This window comes from Burkholderia sp. PU8-34 (assembly GCF_053427725.1).
This window is the reverse complement of record NZ_JBSAXC010000001.1, coordinates 847,115-867,906: the sequence shown is the minus strand read 5'-3', so window position 1 is coordinate 867,906 and position 20,792 is coordinate 847,115. Positions and strand designations below refer to the sequence as shown.

At 67.2% G+C, this 20,792-nt stretch carries 16 protein-coding genes; 6 read left to right on the top strand and 10 right to left on the bottom strand.

Translation table 11 applies throughout. From position 1 onward, the window contains the following. Positions 1–32 precede the first annotated feature (32 nt). From ACV22Z_RS03975 to ACV22Z_RS03935, 9 genes are all read right to left on the bottom strand, one after another. Positions 33–434, bottom strand: a complete 402-nt coding sequence (locus ACV22Z_RS03975; RefSeq protein ID WP_448074992.1) for an OsmC family protein — start codon at positions 432–434, stop codon at positions 33–35. 55 nt (positions 435–489) lie between these two features. Continuing rightward, positions 490–693 carry a hypothetical protein gene (locus ACV22Z_RS03970; RefSeq protein WP_448074991.1) on the bottom strand — a complete coding sequence of 68 codons (204 nt, stop codon included), beginning with the start codon at positions 691–693 and terminating at the stop codon, positions 490–492. Between the two features lie 511 nt (positions 694–1,204). Further along, positions 1,205–2,611, bottom strand: a complete 1,407-nt coding sequence (locus tag ACV22Z_RS03965; protein ID WP_448075164.1) for a methyl-accepting chemotaxis protein — start codon at positions 2,609–2,611, stop codon at positions 1,205–1,207. A gap of 262 nt (positions 2,612–2,873) precedes the next feature. Next, positions 2,874–3,944 (bottom strand): porin, encoded by a 1,071-nt coding sequence (locus ACV22Z_RS03960; RefSeq protein WP_448074990.1) that lies wholly within the window; start codon positions 3,942–3,944, stop codon positions 2,874–2,876. Between the two features lie 310 nt (positions 3,945–4,254). Then, complete coding sequence (gene acs / locus ACV22Z_RS03955) at positions 4,255–6,237, bottom strand: acetate--CoA ligase (RefSeq protein WP_448074989.1); 1,983 nt, start codon at positions 6,235–6,237, stop codon at positions 4,255–4,257. A 279-nt stretch (positions 6,238–6,516) separates the two neighbouring features. After that, complete coding sequence (locus tag ACV22Z_RS03950) at positions 6,517–8,568, bottom strand: sigma-70 family RNA polymerase sigma factor (RefSeq protein ID WP_448074988.1); 2,052 nt, start codon at positions 8,566–8,568, stop codon at positions 6,517–6,519. Next, a complete protein-coding gene (locus ACV22Z_RS03945; RefSeq protein ID WP_448074987.1) occupies positions 8,552–8,866 on the bottom strand; it encodes a high-potential iron-sulfur protein in 315 nt (104 codons plus the stop codon). Before ACV22Z_RS03945 ends, ACV22Z_RS03950 begins: the two co-directional genes overlap by 17 nt. A gap of 97 nt (positions 8,867–8,963) precedes the next feature. Next, positions 8,964–10,172 (bottom strand): c-type cytochrome, encoded by a 1,209-nt coding sequence (locus ACV22Z_RS03940; RefSeq protein ID WP_448074986.1) that lies wholly within the window; start codon positions 10,170–10,172, stop codon positions 8,964–8,966. A 79-nt stretch (positions 10,173–10,251) separates the two neighbouring features. Then, on the bottom strand, positions 10,252–11,973 hold the full coding sequence (locus tag ACV22Z_RS03935; protein WP_448074985.1) for a methanol/ethanol family PQQ-dependent dehydrogenase: 1,722 nt from the start codon (positions 11,971–11,973) through the stop codon (positions 10,252–10,254). A gap of 443 nt (positions 11,974–12,416) precedes the next feature. Here ACV22Z_RS03935 and ACV22Z_RS03930 point away from each other — a divergent pair, with 443 nt between their 5' ends. Further along, positions 12,417–14,816, top strand: coding sequence for a TonB-dependent receptor (locus ACV22Z_RS03930; protein ID WP_448074984.1), 2,400 nt, complete (start codon positions 12,417–12,419; stop codon positions 14,814–14,816). Positions 14,817–14,886: 70 nt separating this feature from the next. Here the strand turns inward: ACV22Z_RS03930 and ACV22Z_RS03925 are convergent, their stop codons facing one another. Beyond that, positions 14,887–15,975 (bottom strand): alpha/beta fold hydrolase, encoded by a 1,089-nt coding sequence (locus ACV22Z_RS03925; protein ID WP_448074983.1) that lies wholly within the window; start codon positions 15,973–15,975, stop codon positions 14,887–14,889. A 365-nt stretch (positions 15,976–16,340) separates the two neighbouring features. On the opposite strand from ACV22Z_RS03925, the gene ACV22Z_RS03920 reads away from it, so the two are divergent. The 5 genes from ACV22Z_RS03920 (at position 16,341) to pqqD (ending at position 20,791) form a co-directional block, all read left to right on the top strand. Then, positions 16,341–18,377, top strand: a complete 2,037-nt coding sequence (locus ACV22Z_RS03920; RefSeq protein ID WP_448074982.1) for a sigma-54-dependent Fis family transcriptional regulator — start codon at positions 16,341–16,343, stop codon at positions 18,375–18,377. A 342-nt stretch (positions 18,378–18,719) separates the two neighbouring features. Continuing rightward, a complete protein-coding gene (gene pqqA / locus ACV22Z_RS03915) occupies positions 18,720–18,794 on the top strand; it encodes a pyrroloquinoline quinone precursor peptide PqqA (protein ID WP_006485436.1) in 75 nt (24 codons plus the stop codon). A gap of 73 nt (positions 18,795–18,867) precedes the next feature. Continuing rightward, positions 18,868–19,791 (top strand): pyrroloquinoline quinone biosynthesis protein PqqB, encoded by a 924-nt coding sequence (gene pqqB / locus ACV22Z_RS03910; RefSeq protein WP_448074981.1) that lies wholly within the window; start codon positions 18,868–18,870, stop codon positions 19,789–19,791. A gap of 2 nt (positions 19,792–19,793) precedes the next feature. Further along, positions 19,794–20,513, top strand: a complete 720-nt coding sequence (pqqC, locus tag ACV22Z_RS03905; protein WP_448074980.1) for a pyrroloquinoline-quinone synthase PqqC — start codon at positions 19,794–19,796, stop codon at positions 20,511–20,513. Then, entirely contained in the window at positions 20,510–20,791 is a 282-nt protein-coding gene (gene pqqD / locus ACV22Z_RS03900) for a pyrroloquinoline quinone biosynthesis peptide chaperone PqqD (RefSeq protein WP_448074979.1), read from the top strand. Before pqqC ends, pqqD begins: the two co-directional genes overlap by 4 nt. Position 20,792 lies beyond the last annotated feature (1 nt).

Here is a 20,792-nt window from a genome sequence, read left to right as displayed (position 1 = left end):
GAGGTGAGGATTCGATGTCGTGAAGGCCGATGTCACGCGGTCAGGCGGCTGTCGATGTCGACGTCGCCGGTGAGCAGCCGGTGAATCGGGCATGCGTTCGCGATTTCCAGCAGCCGGCTGCGTTGCTCGGCCGTCAGGTCGCCGGTCAGCGTGATGTCGCGCGCGATCTTCGTCGGCGAGCCCGGGCGCTCATCGGTGATCGTGAGGCGCACGTCGATGCCGGCGAGCGGAAGCTCCTTGCGCTGCGCGTACATCGCGACGGTAATCGCGGTGCAGGAGCCGAGTGCGGACAGCAGGAGGTCGTGCGGATCCGGGCCGCTGTCGGTGCCGCCGAGCCGGGCCGGCACGTCGCTGCGCCATTCGTGGGCGCCGGTCGTCAGCGTGACCTGGTAGCGGATCGCACCGAGATGGGCGACGACGGTCGAATTTGCCATGAAGAATCCTGTTGAACGAGAAAGCGGGGGAATCGGGCCGGCGGGATACCGCGGATCAGTGGTCGTTGATCCGGACGACGGCGTAGCCGGCATCATCGAACGCGACGAAAAACTCCTCGGCGAATAGCCACGAATCGACCTGGACCCTCTGGCTCGCCTGGTCGACCTGAACCTTGGCGTCCGGGTCGACGGTCCGGATCTGATGCGCGATGTCTTGTGCCGCTGCGCCATCGATGGCGTGGTCGAGCAGAAATTCCATGATGTGCTCCCGATCGAATGCGAATGTCAGTCTGCCTGCGTGCGCGACAGACGTGCCGCGCAACCTGATCGCAACCTTACAACGGCGTGACGGCGTACGGTAGCCGGCGCGCGCGGAACGGACTGTCGCTCGCCGCGCAACAAAGCGCGCGAATGCAGTCCGCATCGCCTGCAACTCGTCAGTCGAGCTGCGCGGCGGCCGGGGCGGGCCGCTGCGTGCAGCGATTATTTCGGAGAGCCGTGCCAACAGGCAGGGGGCAAAGGTGCAGGAATGGGCGGCGGATTGTGCAATCTGCCGGGGTGGACTGGCGTTCTGTGCTGTGGTGCGGGCGGAACGGCAGCGCGCGGACGGACTGGCGCGCAACGGATCGACTAAGCGTCCGCGCTACGGTCCGCGCAACGGTTCGCGCTACGGTTCGCGCTACGGTCGGCGCTACGGTTCGCGCAACGGTCCGCGCAACAGTCCGGACCAGCGCCGGACGGCCGCGCGGGGGCGACGTGCTATCGCCCGCTCAAGCGCTGTAGCCGATCCGCACGACGCCCCATTGCTGTCCGCTGACGATGATGGGCGCCGAAACGTCCTTCATCAGCGCGAAGTTGCCGTTGCCCATGTCGCGCCGATAGGTCTGCAGCAGGAACGGCTTGGTGTGCGAGACGGAGGTGAGCGCCGTCCGATCCTTGTAGATCCGGCGGTTCCGACAGTTTGCCGCGTTCCAGACGGGGTCCGTGCGTTGGGGCAGCGAGAACTTCCGGTTGTGGGTCGGCAGGTAGCAATGTCTGTCGAAGCAGGCGCAATAGACAATGCGCTCGTCGATGTCGAGCACCGGCTCCTGGAGGGCGGGCAGCACGCGATCGGTGAAGGCCGTGAAGCGCGTCACGAACTGCTGCGGATCGGTGCCGGGAACCGGCACGTAGTTCGTGTCGAAGAGCGCGTCGAGCGCGATATCGCCGTGCTCGACGGCACGCTCGAACAGTTTGCCGATCGCGACCGCCGTTTTCTGCGCGGTGTCGATAAAGCGTGTGTCGGGCGACTCGATGCCGGTCGCGGCCGTGAGTTCGATCAGTGTCTCGGAGACGGAGAGCAGGTTGCCGAGCCGGTCCTTGGCCTGCGAGAAGTTGTCGCTCGAGTCCTCGACGCCGGAGGCCATTTCGCCAACCTGTTCCTCGAGGCGGTGGCACTGCGTCTCGATCTCGCCCGTGAGCGATGCGATCTGCTCGGCCTCGCCGGCGAGTTCGGTGATCGCGTGGCCCGTCGAGTGGACAACCTCGCCGATCGTGCGCGTGCCCTCGCGCACGCGATGGGCGCGCGCGGCGTTTTCGGTCCCCTCGGCGATCAGGTGCTCGGCCTGCTCGGCAAGGCGCGCGAGGGTGGTCTCGATCTGGGCCGTCGCCTGCCCGGTCTTGGCGGACAGGTTCTTGACCTCGGCCGCGACGACGGCGAAGCTGCGGCCCGACTCGCCGGCGCGCGCGGCTTCGATTGCGGCGTTCAGCGCGAGCAGGTGGGTCTGGCGGGCGATCACGGAGATCTCCTCGGACACTTTCCGCACGTGATCGAGCGCCTCGCGCAGTGCGCCCATCTGGCTGCCGATGGTGGTGACGCCTTCGACGAGGCCATGAATGTCGGCGAGCGATTCCTCGATCGTCTGTTGCGACTGGAGGACGGCGCTCGATGCATTGGCACTGACGGTGCACACCTGCTGCGCGGCTTCGGCGATGCGATGGTTGCCGCGCAGCGTGACGGCGGCCGATTCGCGCAGCGTGTGGCAGACCTCGGCCTGCCGGGCGACGCGCGCCGCGACTTCCTCGACGTGGCCCGACACGTCGCAGATCTCGATGCCGAGCTTGCCGGCTTGCTCGGCGATGTCGCCGAAGAGCGCGCGCGATGAACGGCGGCTGCGGCCGAATCCGAAGAAGTTCACGTAGCTTGGTCTCCTTGAGGGCATGAATTTCCTGCCTCTGACAGATTTTTGGTATGTGCTCTCGAATTGACGGCTGTGCGGCGGGCGACTTGAGACCGGGTAAACGTCGAGATCGGAAACACTGATTGTCGAGCCGACGCAGCGTGGTGCGCGCGACAGCACGTGCGCGCACGTGCTGCCGCGCGGACGAAGCGGCGCGTGGCGCCCGCATTGGCAACGGCGCAGGCCTGCCCGCGAGCCGTTGCCAACCGGCGCCTCGCCGTCAGAACGAATGGTGGATCCCTACGTTCGCGCCGACCGTCGTGCCCGTCACGCCGAACAGCGCGTTGTTGATCCCGAGCCCGGTGTCCATCGCGCCGTGGTTGTTGACCATCGCCACCTGCGCGTACAACTCGGTCGCTTTCGACAGGCTGTAGGTCGTGCCAAGCGCCGCGAGCACCGAGTGATTGTGCGTATCGTTGCGATCGCTCGTCACCCATACGCCGCCGTTCAGGTCGACGGCGGGGGTCGCCTGGTAGTCGAGGCCGCCGCCGTACACGTTGTTGCTGAACGAGCCGCCGACCTTGTAGCTCGTGAAAGAGGCCTTCGCGGTGACGGGGCCGAAGCGATATGCGGCACCGAGCGTGCGCCCGACGAATGCGATGGTGCCGGGAATCGGTGTCGATGCGGTGCCGCCGCTGTTGCCGTCATAGAACGCGGCATTGAGCATCAGGCCGCCGTTCTCGTACTTGAGGCTCGCGGAATATTGCCGGCCGGCCTGGAAGTCGCCGGCCTTGCCGCCGAACGCGAACAGCGCGCTGCCTGTGAGGCCCGCGATCGTCGGGCTCGTGTACGACACCGCATTCGAATTGAACAGGCCCGTGACGAGCACGTTGTCGACGTAGTTGATCAGTCCGCTGCCGAAATGCGAGAAGCCGCGCGGGTCGGAATCCAGCACGGCGAGCACGAACGGCGAGAATTGCAGGCCGGCCTTGATCGCGCCGTAGCCGCTGTCGAGCCCGACCCACGCCTGGCGGCCGAAGAAATTGCCGTTCGAGTGGTTGAATGCACCGTTCGTGACGGCGAAGCCGCTTTCGAGCTTGAAGATCGCCTTGAGGCCGCCGCCGAGATCCTCGGTGCCGGTCAGCCCGAACGTCGTGGGCGTCAAGCCGGTGTCGGTCATCGCGAACTGATGGCCGGCGTTCTGCCCGGTGGCCGCATCCAGCGTCTTGCTCGTGTACAGCAGCGCGGTGTCGAGGTTGCCGTACAGCGTCACGCTGCTCTGTGCGAAACCGTTCGTGCTCGCCGCCGCGCCGAGCAGCGCTGCGCATACCTTCCATGTCCTGCTCTTCATCGTCTGTCTCCGTGTTGTTGAGTTTTGTAATACGTACGACTAATCAATGCTGCGAAAGCGGAATCGATGGACGCCGCGTGAATGCCGTGCCGTGGGCGAGGCACGGTACTGCCCGGGGCGGCCCGAAGCGCTGGCGGCCGCGTGTCCGGCGCAGCGGCCGGGATGATGGCGGCCACCCGCCACCCGCCACCCGCCACCCGCCAGTCGCCAGTCGCCAGTCGCCAGTCGCCAGTCGCCAGCCGCCAGCCGCCAGCCGCCAGCCGCCAGCCGGCGGCGCGCGGAAGCGGATCGCCCGCCGGAGCGGGCGGTATTACATCGACCGGTTCAACTGATCGAGGATCGCGGGGTTCTCGAGCGTGGACGTGTCCTGCGTGATCGCCTCGCCCTTCGCGAGCGAGCGCAGCAGACGGCGCATGATCTTGCCCGAGCGCGTCTTCGGCAGGTTGTCGCCGAAGCGGATGTCCTTCGGCTTCGCGATCGGCCCGATCTGCTTGCCGACCCAGTCGCGCAGTTCCTTCGCGAGCCTGGCCGCCTCTTCGCCTTCCGGACGCGTGCGCTTGAGCACGACGAACGCAACCACCGCTTCGCCGGTCGTCTCGTCCGGCCGCCCGACCACGGCCGCTTCGGCAACGAGCTCATGCGCGACCAGCGCCGACTCGATCTCCATCGTGCCAAGCCGGTGGCCCGACACGTTCAGCACGTCGTCGATCCGGCCCATGATCGTGAAGTAGCCCGTGTCCTTGTCGCGCACGGTGCCGTCGCCGGCGAGGTACAGGTTGCCGCCGAGTTCTTCCGGGTAGTAGCTCTTCCTGAAGCGCTCCGGGTCGCCCCAGATCGTGCGGATCATCGCCGGCCACGGACGCTTGACGACGAGAATCCCGCCTTGCCCGTTCGGCACGTCCTGGCCCGTCTCGTCTACCACCGCCGCCATGATGCCCGGCAGCGGCAGCGTGCACGAACCTGGCACGGTCGGCGTCGCGCCCGGCAGCGGCGTGATCATGTGGCCGCCCGTCTCGGTCTGCCACCACGTGTCGACGATCGGGCAGCGTTCCTGGCCGACATGCTTGTGGTACCACATCCACGCTTCCGGGTTGATCGGCTCGCCGACGGTGCCGATGATGCGCAGGCTCGACAGGTCGTAGCTCTTCGGGTGGACCTTGTCGTCGGCCTCGGCCGCCTTGATCAGCGAGCGGATCGCGGTCGGCGCGGTGTAGAACACGCTGACCTTGTGATCGCCGATCATCTTCCAGAAGCGGCCGGCGTCCGGGTAGGTCGGCACGCCTTCGAACACGACCTGCGTGCCGCCGCACGCGAGCGGGCCGTAGGTGATGTACGTGTGGCCCGTGACCCAGCCGATGTCGGCCGTGCACCAGAACACGTCGGTCGGCTTCCAGTCGAAGGTCCACTTCATCGTCTGCGCGGCCCACAGCAGGTAGCCGCCGGTGCTGTGCTGCACGCCCTTCGGCTTGCCCGTGGAGCCCGACGTATACAGGATGAACAGCGGATGCTCGGCGCCGACCCACTCGGGCTCGCATTGATCGGACTCGCCGGCGGTCAGCTCGTGCATCCACAGGTCGCGGTCCGCGTGCCAGTCGATCTTGCCGCCGGTGCGGCGGAACACGATCACGCTCTTGACGGCTTCGCAGCCGCCCATCGCGAGCGCTTCGTCCGCGATGCTCTTGAGCGGCAGCGTCTTGCCGCCGCGCAGCTGCTCGTCGGCGGTGATCAGCGCAACCGCGCCGACGTCGACGAGGCGCTCGTTGAGCGACTTGGCCGAGAAGCCGCCGAACACGACCGAGTGCGTTGCGCCGATGCGCGCGCACGCCTGCATCGCGACGATCCCTTCGATCGACATCGGCACGTAGATGACGACACGGTCGCCACGGCCGATACCGCGCTTCTTGAGCGCGTTTGCGAAGCGCGACACGCGCGCGAGCAGGTCGGCGTAGGTGACGCGGGTGACGGTGCCGTCGTCGGCCTCGAAGATCACCGCGACGCGCTCGCCGTTGCCGGCTTCGACGTGGCGGTCGAGGCAGTTGTACGACGCGTTCAGCTCGCCGTCGTCGAACCACTTGCAGAACGGCGCGTTCGACTCGTCGAGCACCTTGGTGAATGGCTTGTGCCACGCGAGCGCTTCGCGCGCGTGACGCGCCCAGAATCCTTCGTAATCGCTTTCGGCCTCGGCGGCGAGCGCGCGATAGGCTTGCATGCCGGAAATGGCTGCCGCCTTCACGAGCGCTTCGGGCGGCGCAAACTGGCGGCTTTCGTGAAGAACCGATTCAATCGTGGACAAGGGTGTCTCCGTTTCTGTAGAAATGCGTTCGGGAAACAAAACGCAACATGTATGCCAGCAGGGGTGGTCGACGCGCGCATCCGGCGAAACTCACGCCAGAAGCGCCCGGTTCGATTGACATGAGCGAGCGAACGATGCCGCGGATCGGGTAGCGATGCGAGACATCGTTCAGAAATGCAGCATGCTCTGTTGCACTCCTCAACAGCCGGCGTGGGGCAGTGAGGAGAGATGGTCGCCCGATGCAGGTCGCGATCGGACAACGAGGGCCGCACGGCTGCGTCAGGCGATCAACGACCGAAGCGACGGCGTGTGCTCGAATTGCCTGATCCGTTCGAGCGCCGACGCCTCGATCTGGCGAACGCGCTCGGCCGACAGATTCAGCTGGCGGCCGATTTCGCGAAGCGAATACTCGTTTTCGACGTCGACGCCGTACCTCAAGCGAAGAATCCACGCTTCGCGGGCCGGCAGGCGGTCGATCAGCGCCGCGACCGCATCGCGAAGCTGGCCGGCACTCGCGCATTCTTCCGGGGTCGGCGCATCGTGGTCGATCGCGACGTCAGTCAACGTTAGGTCGTGCTCGGATGAAACGGGCATGTCTGCGGAGATCGGCTCGCGCACGATGCCCATCAGTTCGCGCACCTTGCCGACGGGCAGCCGCATCTGCCTTGAGAGCGCGGGTGCGTCGGCGACATGGCCCGTCTGTTGCGCATGCGTTCGCGCGAGCCGGGACAATTTGTTGATCGCGTCGACCGTATGTGCGGGCACGCGTATCGTGCGGCCCTGATCGGCGATCGCATGCGTGATTGCCTGCCGGACCCACCAGGTCGCATACGTCGCGAATTTGAAGCCGCGCCGGTGGTCGTAACGATCGACGGCCTTCATCAGGCCGATATTGCCTTCCTGGATCAGATCGAGAAGCTGCAATCCGCGATCGGGATACCGTTTGGCGATCGACACGACGAGCCGCAGATTGCTCTGGAACAGCTTCTTTCTCGCGGGCTGCATCGCGCGATCGATGCGCGACAGACGCGCGTCGATCGCGATTGCGATGTCGAGCGGCAGGACCGACTGGCTGGCGAGATGCGCGAGCGCGGTTCGTGCTTCAATCAGCGCCGGTGCGCGGCGGGTGAGGGCCGCGCCGCATCCGGGATGCGTGGCGACGCATTCGTGCAGCCATGCGCGCACGTCGTCGCACGGCGTGAAGAGGCCGCGGCGCAGCGAATCGCTGCGTATGCCCGATTCGGCCAATGTTTCGACGATGCGTTTCTCGAACTTGCGCGCTTGCGTCGCGCGTTCGCAAATCGTGTGGCCGATACGTTCGATCGCGCGCGAGGTGAAGCGGATCCTGCCGGTCAACGCGGCGGCCTCGCGCATCAGCGCCCGGTAACCGGCTGACGCGAAGCCGTCGGCGCGCAATGCCTGGCGCATCGCCGCTGCCAGCGCACCGGCGCGCTCGAGCGATTCGACGACGCCATCGCGCCACGCCGGGCTGTCCAGCGAGACGTCGGCGTCGCCCGTCAGTGCCGGTGATTCCATATTCGAATCGGGCATCGGTTCGGTTGCGGGCGAATGCGTAAACGAATTCGTGGGCGAATCGGTGAGCGGATCCGTGAGCGAATCGGCCGGCAGATCGGCGGGCAGATCGGCGGGCAGATCGGCGGGCGAAACGGCGGACGGATCGACCGGCGAATCGACCGGCGAATCGACGGGCAGATCAGCAGGCGAATCGGCAGGCGATCCCGCGATCGATTCGGCGTCGCCGACGAACCCCGTCACGTAGACCGACACCGCCGCCTTGCCTGCGCGGATATCCCCGGCGATCGACGCGACGACATCGAGCGCATCCGGGTCGCGGCTCAACGCGTCGATGCACGCTGCGCGGCCGCTTTCCAGATGAAGCGCGAGCGCAATCTCTTCTTCGCGTTCGAGCAGCGGCGTCGCGCCCATTTCTCGCAGATAGATCCGGACAGGATCGTTCGTGCGGCTCGTGAGCAGATCGGCGGCCGCGAGCGGGGCCGATGCGTCGGCAAGCGGCGACGTCACGTCCGCCGCTTGCGCGAAATGACGATCGAGCGTCCACGCGGTACGCGAGCCGGCGTGCTCGCGTACCTCGATGCCGAGCTCGCGGAGCATCGACGCGGCTGCGTCTAAATCTGCGCCTTCAGCGGCATCGTCGGGCAACGCATCGACGATTTCGCCGCGTGTCACGTACCCGCGATCGATACCCAGCGCGATCAGCGCATGCAGATGTTCCGCACGTTCGGCGTCCGCGCCGCAGCGCGGCGCGCTGTCGTGTCCGCACGTGTGCCCGGGATCAAGCACGCTTTGCATAGACGTTGCACCAGCCTTCAGCGGCAACTGCCTTGCCCGCGAACATCGGGCACGTGCCGGAGGATTCACCTGCGGCGGCCTTGTAGAAGCGGCAGTTCGCGCACGTCTGGCCCGCCTGGTATTTCGGGAACTTGCCCGCGTCGACGGACGCTGCATTCGCGCGGTAGCCGAGCGTCTTCGCGGCCGCGTCGTTTTCGTCGACGAGCGGCGCCGCTGCGAATGCGCGGGTTCCGGCCGCGAGCGCGGCACACAGGCCGGCCGTCTGAACGATGAAGGTTCTGCGATTGCGGGAGATCATGTCGTTTTCCTGAATAAAATTAAATGAAAAAGGCTGCCCCGCGCGCCGGGAATGCTACCCGGCGCGGCGGTTCGATCGAAACGAAGGGGCGGGAAAGTTACTTGCGCGGTCCGGCGACGAGCGGCGCCTTCGACGCGTTGGCGATATCGGCAGTCAGCTTGGTCTTCGACGAGTCGTAGCCGTTCGAGTAAAGCAGGAACGCCATCAGATCGTCGTATTCCTGTTCCGTCATCTTGCCGGGGCGATCGGCCGGCATGTTGTTCGACATGTACTGGTAGATGCCGCCGACCGTAATGTGCGACTTGCCTTCGGGAGCGAAGGCTTCCCCGCTCAGTGCGGGCGCGGTATTGCCCTCGAGCTGGTCGCCGTGGCATTTTGCACAGGCATCGGCATAGACTTTCTTGCCGTGCTGCACTTGTGCCTGGTCGAACGACGGTATGTCGCTGCCTTCGTTCGTCGAAACCTTGATGAAGCCGCTCTTTGCCGGCTGCGGTTGCGCGGATGCGACCGCGCCGTCGAGGAATCGGCCGGGCGCAGGCGTACGGGTCGCCTGCGCGACCGTTTCGGGAAGTGTCCAGCCGCGCGTGAGCGAAGCAAGACGGCCATTGCCGTTCATCCGCGACAACGTCGCATCGATGCGTTTCTGCAGCGCTTCCTTGCCCGGCCCGAATGCGAACGACAGCTGCCAGTCGGAGTACGGCGACGACGTCGCCGCAACCTGGAACCGCTGTTGCGGGTGTGCGTGCTGATACGCGATGACGCTCGGATACCAGACAATCGCGCGCTGTGCGCGGCCCGCGGCGACTGCGCCGATCGTTTTCTCGCTCGTGTTTTCGAGATCGAAGCGGGCGTTCGTCTGCTGCGCGGCGATCAACTGCGAAGGGCTGCCATACGTGGCCGCGATCGTTTCCTTGGTGCCGGACGACGCTTGTGCATCGCGCAGCGAAACGCTGACGTAGCCGGAGCGCAGATAACCCTGCGAGAACGTCATTCTGGATCCCGACGCATCGGCGATCACCGAGCGCGGAAAGCCGGCGATCACATCGCAGTCGCGTTCGAGCGATTTCTTCAGCTCGCTGGCGGAGATGCCGTCGTCGCCGCCGTCGTCGTCGACGCCGCGCTTGTTGAACGATGCGGCGATGCCGGCGGTGCGGAACACTTCGCGCGCAACGGATTGATCGAGCGCCGTGGTCGGGCTGCCGGGCAGCGTGCAGATGCGCACGCCGGCCGACGCGGCTGCCGGTGTCAGCGCCACGCCCACGGCAAGCAGACTGGCGACGGTAACGGAGGTGAGGCGAGTATTCATGATCGTGTGTCCGGTTGAAGCTGTTGGGGTGTCGCGCCCGCATCGGGCGCATGCGGACGCGACCGGGGCCTAAGCCCGATCAGTCGAGCGCGAAGACGTAGAGCGTGCCGCCGCGCGGAACATCCTTCGCGATGTCGGCCATCGGGCCGCCCCAGATCGGGTTCGCGCCGCCGTAGCCGGCGAGCACCGCGACGTATTCCTTGCCGTCGACCTCATACACCGAAGGCTGCGAAATGATGCCGCTCGCGAGCTGCGGGCTCTCCCAGAGCACCTTGCCGGTCGCCGTATCGAACGCGTACAGGTGGCCGTCGAGCGAGCCGCTGAACGCGAGACCGCTCGCGGTGGTCGCGACACCGCCGTTCCACGGCTTCTTCGACCAGTGGCTCCACAGCTTCTTGCCGGTGTTCACGTCGATTGCCGTCAGTTCGCCGTAGCCCTCGCTGCCCGGTTCAGGCTTGATCTCGAAACCTTCGCCGAGATACGGCAGGCCTTCCATGTAGCTGACCGATTTGCCGGTCAGGCTCATGCACGCATGCAGCGCGGGCACGACCGCGATGTTGCGTTCCTGGTCGAACGAGATCGACCACCAGTTCTTGCCGCCGAGGAAGCTCGGGCACGTTTCGATCGTCGTGCCGGCCTTCGGGAACTTCGATGCGTCCTGGATCGGCTTGCCGTCGGCCGTGTAGCCGGTGACCGACAACGCTTTCACGAACGGCGTCGCATAGATCAGCTTGCCGGTCGTGCGATCGATCGCGTGGAAGAAGCCGTTGCGGTCAGCGTGGATGATCGCGTCGTAGTCCTTGCCCTTGTACTTGATGTCCGCAAGAACGGCCGCGTTCACGCCGTCGTAGTCCCACGTGTCATTGTTCGTGTACTGGTAGTGCCACTTCAGGTTGCCGTTCTTCGCATCGAGCGCGAGCAGCGAGTCGGAATAGAGGTTGTCGCCGGGGCGCAGCGCCGCGAGCCACGGGCCGGGGTTGCCGACACCCCAGTACAGCGTGCGGGACGCGGCGTCGTACGTGCCGGTGAGCCACGCGGCGCCGCCGCCATGACTCTGCATGCCGTCGGGCCAGGTTTCCGCGCCCTTTTCACCGGAAGCCGGGATCGTATAGCGTTTCCAGACTTCCGAACCATCCTCCGGATTCAGCGCGACGATGTAGCCGCGAATGCCGTATTCGCCGCCGGACGTGCCGACGACGATCGAGCCGTCGAGTGCGAGCGGCGCGAGCGAGAACGCGTAGCCGAGGCCAGGCTCGAACATCTGCTTCTTCCACACGAGATTGCCGGTCTGCGCGTCGAGTGCCGCGATTTCGCCGTTAAGCATCGCGATATAGACGTTCTTGCCATACAGCGCGACACCGCGGTTGACGACGTCGCAGCACGCGGTCTTGAACGATGCCGGGCCGAGCTTCGGCTCGTATTTCCAGAGTTGCTTGCCGGTCTTCGCATCGAATGCGTAGACGTTGTCCTTCGGCGTCGACACGAACAGATAGTTGCCGTTGACGATCGGCGTGGCTTCGAAGCCCTGCTTCAGGTCGGCGGGGAACTTGTAGGCCCACACCTGTTTGAGATCCTTCGCATTCGACGTGTCGATCTGCTTGAGCGGCGAATGCGACCGGCCGTCGTAGGTGCGGTAGTAGGTCAGCCAGCCCGGATCGGTGTGCGCATCGGTCAGCCGCTGGTAGGTCACGGCGGGGTAGTCCGCGGCCGCCTCGACGAGGCCGGGGTTCAGCGCGACGGCGGCAGCCACCGCGATTCCGATCGTCGCCAGCCGGCTCGCTGAAGCCGAGAGTTTCTTCATGGTTGTCTCCTGAGTCATTGTGGTCGCACCGCCGCGAACGGTTCGTCGCGCCGGCACGGTGGGGGTTCCGGGCCGAGTGCACTGCCGTTCACGCAAGTCGCATGCCATCGCACCGCGAAGCCTGCGTGGCGCGGCACACGGGCGTATCGCGCGCTGTGCGGTGTCGAACGCATCGCGCAGTGGCGTCAACGAAGGTGTTGCATTCAGGTACACCGCCGCGCGCGAGGTGTTGCCAAACATGACAGGTGGCGTAGCACCCGTGACAGATGGGCCGCCGCACGCGCGCATGCCGAACGGAAACGGTGCGCGGCATGGGCGGCGACGCTTGCGCGCGCCGCGCCGGCAGTGCTGGCACGGTTCTCGCACGCTCGCTTCGCGACAACACATATCGCCGCGCGCTGCATCGCACGACCCGGCGGAACACAAAGACGGAGACAACGGAAATGATCAGGAGGCCAAAGGCAGCCGGGCGGGGCAGCACGATGCGAGGCGGCCGGCGCGCGTGGCACGTCGGCGTGATTCTGGGCCCGCTTCTGAGCCCGATTCTCGGCCCGACCCTCGGCGCGATCGCGCTGTTCGGCCTGTCGCCGGGCGACGTGCGCGCGCAGCAGCATGCGGACGGCACTGTAGCGACGGGTGCCGCCGCTCCTGCGGCCGCCACGAGCACGCCGCAAGCGCCAGCCGTCACGTTGCCCACGGTGGTGGTGGTCGGCACGACCCCGCTGCTCGGAATCGGCACGCCGCTGTCGAAGGTGCCGGCGAACGTACAGACGGTGCGCGCGTCGGAGCTCGACGCGCAGCACCGCGCGACGCTGACCGACTTCTTCGCCGCGAACCTGCAGAGCGTGACGATCTCGGAAGCTCAGGGCAACCCGTACCAGACGGACGTCAACTATCGCGGCTTCACCGCGTCGCCGGTGCTCGGCACGCCGCAGGGGCTGTCGGTGTTCGTCGACGGCGTGCGCGTGAACGAGGCGTTCGGCGACATCGTGAACTGGGACATCCTGCCCACGCAGGCAATCGACCGGATGCAGCTGATTCCGGGCTCCAATCCGGTGTACGGACGCAATACGCTCGGCGGCGCGCTCGCGATCACGACGAAGAACGGCAAGTCGAATCCGGGCGGCGAAGCGGAGGTGTCGGGCGGCTCTTGGGGCCGCAAGACCGCCAGCATCGAGCAGGGCGGCACGATCGGCTCGAACCTCGACTACTACGCGACCGCAAACGTCGCGAACGACGGCGGCTGGGCCGACCACAACGCGAGCCGCGTGCGGCAGGGGTTCGGCAAGCTGCGCTACACCGATGCGGACACGACGCTGTCGATCGCCGCGGGCGGCGCGGACAACGCGCTGTACGGCACCCAGACGATCCCGCGTTCGTTCCTCGACAACCCGAAGCAGGCATACACATATCCGGACCTGAACCGCAACAGCGCCGAGTACGTGACGCTGTCGGGCGACCGCTTTTTCGGCGAGCACGTCGAGCTGAGCGGCAACGCGTACTACCGGCACCTGCGCAACGCCAACACGAGCAGCAACAACAACACCGACTTCGGATCGGTCGGCGCCGACGGCACGATCGACACGGTGCAGGGCACCAATGCGCAATCGACGATCGTCACCGACAGCTACGGCGGCAGCCTGCAGCTCACGCTGCTCGGCAAGCTCGGCGGGATGTCGAACCAGCTGATCGCGGGCGTCGCGGCCGATTTCGCGAACTCGCGCTACGTCGCGTCGTCGCAGGACGCGTATTTCACCGACACGCGCGCGGCAATCGGCATCGGCGATTTCGTCCCGCAGACGAACGCGAAGACGCGCAATGCGAACCTCGGCGTGTACCTGAGCGACGCGCTGTCGCTGACGCCGCACTGGACGCTGACGCTGTCAGGCCGCTACGACTGGTCGAAGGCGCAGATCGGCGACGAGAGCGGCGTGCAGCCGCTGCTCGACGGCAACCATACGTTCTCGCGCTTCAATCCGGCGGTCGGGCTCAACTGGAACCCGGTCGCGGGCTTCACCGCGTATGCGACCTACAACGAAGGGATGCGCTCGCCGACCGCGATCGAACTCGCGTGCGCGGACCCTGCCGCGCCGTGCTCGCTACCGAACGACTTCATCGCCGACCCGGCGCTCAAGCCGGTGATCTCGAAGACGTTCGAAGTCGGCGCGCGCGGGCGCATCGGCGCCGCGACGACGTGGAGCGCCGCCGCCTACCGCACGACGCTGACGGACGACATCCAGTTCATCAGCAGTCCGGCAAGCGCGCAGGGTTATTTCCGCAACGTCGGCGATACGCGGCGGCAGGGCATCGAACTCGCGGGCCGCACGCAGGTCGGCCCGCTCGGCGTCGGGCTGTCGTACAGCTATGTCGATGCGACCTACCGCTCGTCGTGGACCGAACACAGCCCCGCGAACTCGGCCGCCGACGCGAACGGCAACGTGACGGTCAAAGCGGGTGACCGCATCCCGGGCATTCCCGCGCACACGGTGAAGCTGCGGCTCGACTACGCGGCGACGCCCGCGTGGGACATCGGCGCGAACGTCACGTGGCGCAGCGGCGTGTACGCGCGCGGCGACGAGAACAACCAGGACGTGAACGGCAAGATCGCGGGCTACGTGCTCGTCGATCTCGACATGCGGTACCGGATCACGAAGCGGTTCGAGGTCTTTGCGAGCGTGACGAACCTGTTCGACAAACGCTACGCGAGCTTCGGCGTGCTCGGCCAGAACTTCTTCAACGGGCCGAATCACACGTTCGACGGCGCGAATCCGGTCAATGAACAGTTCGTCGGACCGGGCGCGCCGCGTGGTGCGTGGGTCGGCGTGCGCTACGCGTGGGATTGAGGGTTGCACGGCTGCGCTTGTTGGCGCGTGACGGCGTGAACAGGCGCCGGGCCGTGCTCGCCATGGGCGGTTACGTGAACGGCGCGGCCGAGAACATCGCATGCACCGCGCGGGCGACGCTGCGCGCCAACGCCGGGTCGCTCGCCAGGTGTCCGGCACGCACGCGCTCGATTTCGACCTCGGGCGCGGCACGCATGAGGCGGGCAACGTTGCCGACCGGGCAGACGGGGTCGTGCATCCCGTGCGCGGCGAACAGCGGCACACCTGCCTCTGCCGCCCGACGTGCGAGCGCGAGCACGCGGCGCTCGCCGAGCCAGCAATCTTGCTGCAGGTAATGCGCCTGGATCCGGTACTTGTCGATCAGCCGGCTAACGATCTGGTGCGAGCGGATCGCGTGCGCGGGCGAGCGGCGCGATAGCGACGACGCGAGGACGGCGTTTTCGTACGCGCGCCACGCGAGCGCCACCGCGCGCTGCCGGGCCGCGCCCGCGCCGGGGCGCAGCCGCCGCGCGCAGCACGACAGCAGGCGATCCGGCTGGCCGCAGCCGGCCGCCGCGCTCAGGCGCTGCCATTCACGGGGCGCGCGCGTGCGCGACGTCGTGAACAGTCGGCGGACTTCGCGTGGCGACGTCAGGAACAGGCCGCGCAGCACGACGCCGGTCACCCGCGCGGGATGCGTGCCCGCATACGCGAGCGCGAGCGCGGCGCCCCACGAGCCGCCGACGACGCCCCAACGCGCGATGCCGAGCTGCTCGCGCACCGCCTCCAGATCGCCGATCAGCCGCGCAGTGTTGTTGTGACGCGTGCCGCCGCGCGGCGCCGACGCGCCCGCGCCGCGCTGGTCGACGAGCACGACGCGCATGCGCGTCAGGTCGAACAGTCGCAGGATGCCGGCCTGGCTGCCGCTGCCGGGCCCGCCGTGCAGCACGACGACCGGGTGGCCGTGCGCGGCGCCGGCCACGGTGTACGCGATCGCCTGTGCATCGCGGCGCAGGCGCCGGTGAACGGGGCCGGCAGGTACGGCAGGTACGGCAGTCGAGGCGGGTACGGCAGGTACGGCAGGTATGGCGAGTGCGTCGGGTGATACAGGCGCGCGAGGCGAGGCAGATGGGGTCGGCATCGCGGGCGACGGCGTGGACCGATTCGGGGCAGACGTCATGTCGGTGAGGCTTGGACGTAATGGGGACAACCGTCAGTCACTCGGCCGCTTGTGCGTCCGGGCAACCGCTGGGCTTGATCTCAAGCAAAGCCAGAAACGCGCCAGCCGCGAAGATCGGGATTCGCCCGGGTAGCTGCGAACCGGGCAATCGCGGTATTACGAAGGCCGACCGGTCCGGCGACACGAGCTCGACCGACAGCGGCGCGAGCATAGCAGGTCGGTGTCTTGCATCCAGCTTTCAATTTGCGCCCGCATGACCGGCACAGAAACGTCCATCTGTGCCGCGACACTCGCGTGGCCCGATGCTTGCTTGCAATGACGGCAAAGAGTCCGGCAGATGACCGGAAGGATCCCCGGAGGAGACAATGCGCGATGACGTAGATCAGGCGGCCGTAGCACGGGCCGCCCATCCCACTGGCTGGCCCGCGCCGTCGATCCAGAAAGCCCATGAGCGGTCCGAGACGTTCGGCCTGCAGGTATCGGCACGCCCCGACTACGACGTGCTGTCGAGCGCGGCGCTGGTGCTGAAGCGCGAGCAGAGCCGCGTGCTGTGCGTGCACGCGATGCCGGTGATGGAGACGCTGCACGAGCAGATCGTCAATACGCAGAGCATGATCGTGCTGACCGACGCGGAGGGCCTGATCCTGCATTCGATCGGCGACGACGACTTCCTGCGCCGCGCGGAGAAGGTCGCGCTGCGCCCGGGCGCGAACTGGGCGGAGAGCCGGCAGGGCACCAACGCGATCGGCACGGCGCTCGCCGAGCTGTGCCCGATGGTCGTCCACGGCGACCAGCACTTCCTGGCCGCGAACCGCTTCCTGACCTGTTCGAGCGTGCCGATCCTCGATCCGTACGGCGACGCGATCGGCGTGCTCGACGTGACGGGCGACCACCGCAGCTATCACCAGCACACGATGGCGCTCGCGAAGATGTCGGTGCAGATGATCGAGAATCACCTGTTTACGACGACCTTTCAGGAAACGCTGCAGGTGTCGTTCCATGGCCGGCCCGAGTTCCTCGGCACGCTGATGGAGGGAATCGTCGCGTTCACCGCCGACGGCCGCTTCCTGTCGGCCAATCGCAGCGCGCAGTTCCAGCTCGGCATGCCGCTCGCCGCGCTGCGCGCGCACACGCTGTCGTCGCTGTTCGACATCACGAGCGCGCAGCTGATCGACCGCATGCGCGCGAGTACCGACCGGCACCTGATGCTGAATCTCGGCAACGGCGCGGTGGTCTGCGCGCGCGTGCACTTCCGGCGTGCGACGCTCGCCGAAGGCAGCCGGCCGACCGATGTCCGCGATGCGGGCGCGCCGGCCGCGCGCGCGAACGCGGTACCGGCGCAGGCGCAGGCGGCGGGCGGCTCGGCGGGCCTGTCGCGGCTCAACTATCTCGACACCGGCGATCCGCAGGTGGCGTGCGTGATCGCGAAGGTGCGCAAGGTGATCGGCAAGGACATTCCGATCCTGATCACCGGCGAGACCGGCACGGGCAAGGAACTGCTCGCGCAGGCGATCCACAACGACTCGCCGCGGCGCGACGGGCCGTTCGTCGCGGTCAACTGCGCGTCGATTCCGGAGACGCTGATCGAATCCGAGCTGTTCGGCTACGAGGAGGGCGCGTTCACCGGCGCGCGCCGCAAGGGCGCGATCGGCAAGCTGCTGCAGGCAAACGGCGGCACGCTGTTCCTCGACGAGATCGGCGACATGCCGTATCCGCTGCAGGTGCGGCTGCTGCGCGTGCTGCAGGAGCGCCTCGTCAACCCGCTCGGGTCGACGAAGACGATCGCCGTGGATATCGCGATCATCTGCGCGACGCACCGCGACCTGCGCGACATGATTGCGCAGAACCGCTTCCGCGAGGATCTCTACTACCGGCTGAACGGCCTCGTGGTGCGCCTGCCGCCGCTGCGCGACCGCACGGATCTCGCGGTCGTCGTGCAGAAGATGGTGCAACGGGAAGCATTCGCGGGCCCCGACCAGCCGCCGCTGTCCGTCGCGCCGGACGTGATGGCGCTGTTCGTGCGCTGCGCGTGGCCCGGCAACTTCCGCCAGCTCGGCAACCTGCTGCGCACGGCGGCGGCGATGGTCGACGACGATGGCGAGATCCGGCGCGAGCACCTGCCGGACGATTTCTTCGACGACCTGCGCCGCGGCGATGCCGAGGTCGAGCAGGCCGCGCACGATCCGGCCGCCGTAGCGTGCGCCGCTCCATGCGCGGTGGATGCGATCCCGCCCGCTGACGCGCGTCTGCAGGACGTCGCCGCGTCCGCGATCGCCGCCGCGCTGGCCCGTCACGGCGGCAACGTGTCCGCCGCGGCGCGCGCGCTCGGCGTCTCGCGCAACACGATCTACCGGAAGATGCCGGCGGCCGACGCCGAGCGCCACCCGCCGGCCGAAAGCTGACGCGCAGGCCGCGATCGCGCCTGCGCGGCCGGCCCACAGCGCGCGATCCGTCACCGCCGGTGTGTCAAGTTGCAACACTCATTGCAACGCCGGTGTTCAACGATTCAACACCTGTCACCGCCCCTGCGCATCGTGCCGCCGGGGCGGTGAATCGCATCCGCGCGAATCGTGTCGGCTAATCGTAAGGATCCGGTCCCGAAGCCCGGGTGACGGCCATGTGCCGCCGTCGGGCGGGCAAGGTGCGGCTTCGGCACGCTCCTTGCTGAAGAGAAACCGACCGCCAGATTGCCGCGGTTGCTGGACTCACCAAAGCGACTCATCAATTCAATCAGGAGACACATCATGCAGTGGACGACCCCGTCTTACACCGACCTGCGCTTCGGCTTCGAAATCACGATGTACATCGCCAACCGCTGATCGCCGCGCGATGCGCTGCCCGTGCCGCCCGTTTTGACGCGGGTGGCGCGGGCGGCCTCGGGAGCTGACGCCCATGAAGATCAAGATACTCGGCTCGGGAGCCGGCGGCGGCCTGCCGCAATGGAACTGCAATTGCGCGAACTGTCGCCGCGCGCGCAGCGGAAGCGGCCACGTGCTGCCGCGCACGCAGTCGTCGATCGCGGTCAGCGACGACGGCATCGACTGGATCCTCGTCAACGCGTCGCCCGACATTCTTTCCCAGCTGCGCGCGGATCCGGACCTGCAGCCGGCGCGCGCGATCCGCGACAGCGGAATCGCCGCCGTCGTGCTGTGCGACGCGCAGATCGATCACGTGACGGGCCTGCTGATGCTGCGCGAGCGTTCGACGCCGCTGCCGCTCTATGCGAGCGCGCCGGTGCTCGACGATCTGTCGACCGGCTTGCCGCTCGTGCCGCTGCTCGGCCATTACTGCGGCGTCGATGCGCACACGATCGCGCTCGGCGAGCCGTTCACGGTGCCGGCGGCGAGCGGGATCCGCTTCACCGCGATTCCCGTCGACAGCAAGGCGCCGCCTTATTCGCCGCGGCGCGCGTCGGCCGCGCCCGGCGACAACATCGCACTGTCGATCGAAGACGTCGCGAGCGGCCGGCGCGCGTTCTATGCGCCGGGGCTCGCGGCCGTCACCGACGACGTGCGCGCGGCGATGGACGGCGCGGATCTCGTGCTGGTGGACGGCACGTTCTGGACCGGCACCGAGATGATCGACCTCGGCCTGTCGAGCAAGCACGCGGCCGACATGGGGCATCTCGCGCAGTGCGCGGAACAGGGGCAGCCTGGCATGATCGACTGGCTCGACACGCTGCCCGCGCGCACGCGCAAGGTGCTCACGCACATCAACAATACGAACCCGATTCTCGACCCGCATTCCGCCGAGCACGCGCGCCTGCGCGCGCATGGCATCGACGTCGCGCACGACGGCATGCAATTCGAGGTATGACAATGAACGCACCGATTCCCGCTACGGCGTTGCACACGACGCCATGGACTCCTACCGAATTCGAGGCGCGCTTGCGCGCGCTCGAATCGCGCTATCACATCCATCACCCGTTCAACCGGCGGCTCAACAGCGGCGTATGTTCGCCCGAGCAGATTCGCGGCTGGGTCGCGAACCGCTTCTATTACCAGATCAACATCCCGCTCAAGGATGCGGCGATCCTGTCGAATTGCCCGGATCGCGACACGCGGCGGCTGTGGATCCAGCGGCTGATCGATCACGACGGGCAGGGCGACAACGAGGGCGGCATCGAGGCATGGGTGCGGCTCGGCGAGGCGGTCGGGATTGATCGCGTCGAGCTGTGGTCGCTCGAACACGTGCTGCCCGGCGTGCGCTTCGCCGTCGACGCGTACGTCAATTTCGCGCGGCGCGCGCCGTGGCAGGAAGCCGTGTGTTCGTCGCTGACGGAGATGTTCGCGCCGCAGATCCACCTCGACCGGCTCGCAGGCTGGCCGTCGCATTACCCGTGGATCGAGCCGGAGGGGCTGCATTACTTCCGCAGCCGCGTGCCGCTCGCGCAGCGCGACGTCGAGCACGGGCTCGCGGTGACGCTGCAGCATTTCACGACGCCGGATGCGCAGCAGCGCGCGCTCGGCATCCTGCAATTCAAGCTCGACATTCTGTGGTCGATGCTCGACGCCGTCGAAAAGGCCTACCCCGTATGAACGCGATCGATGCCGTCAGCGGCGTGCCGCTGCGCCCCTGTCTGAGGGGCATGTACCGCCTGCAGTGGGAGGCGGCCCAGGAAGCCTACGTGCTCCTCTATCCGGAAGGCATGGTCAAGCTCAACCCGAGCGCCGCCGAAATACTCGTGCGCTGCGACGGCACGCGCGAGCTAGACGACATCATCGGCGAACTCGAGTGTCTGTTCAGCACATCGGACCTTGCCTCCGACGTGTACCGTTTCCTCGATCATGCGCGACTGCGCGGCTGGCTCGACTGAC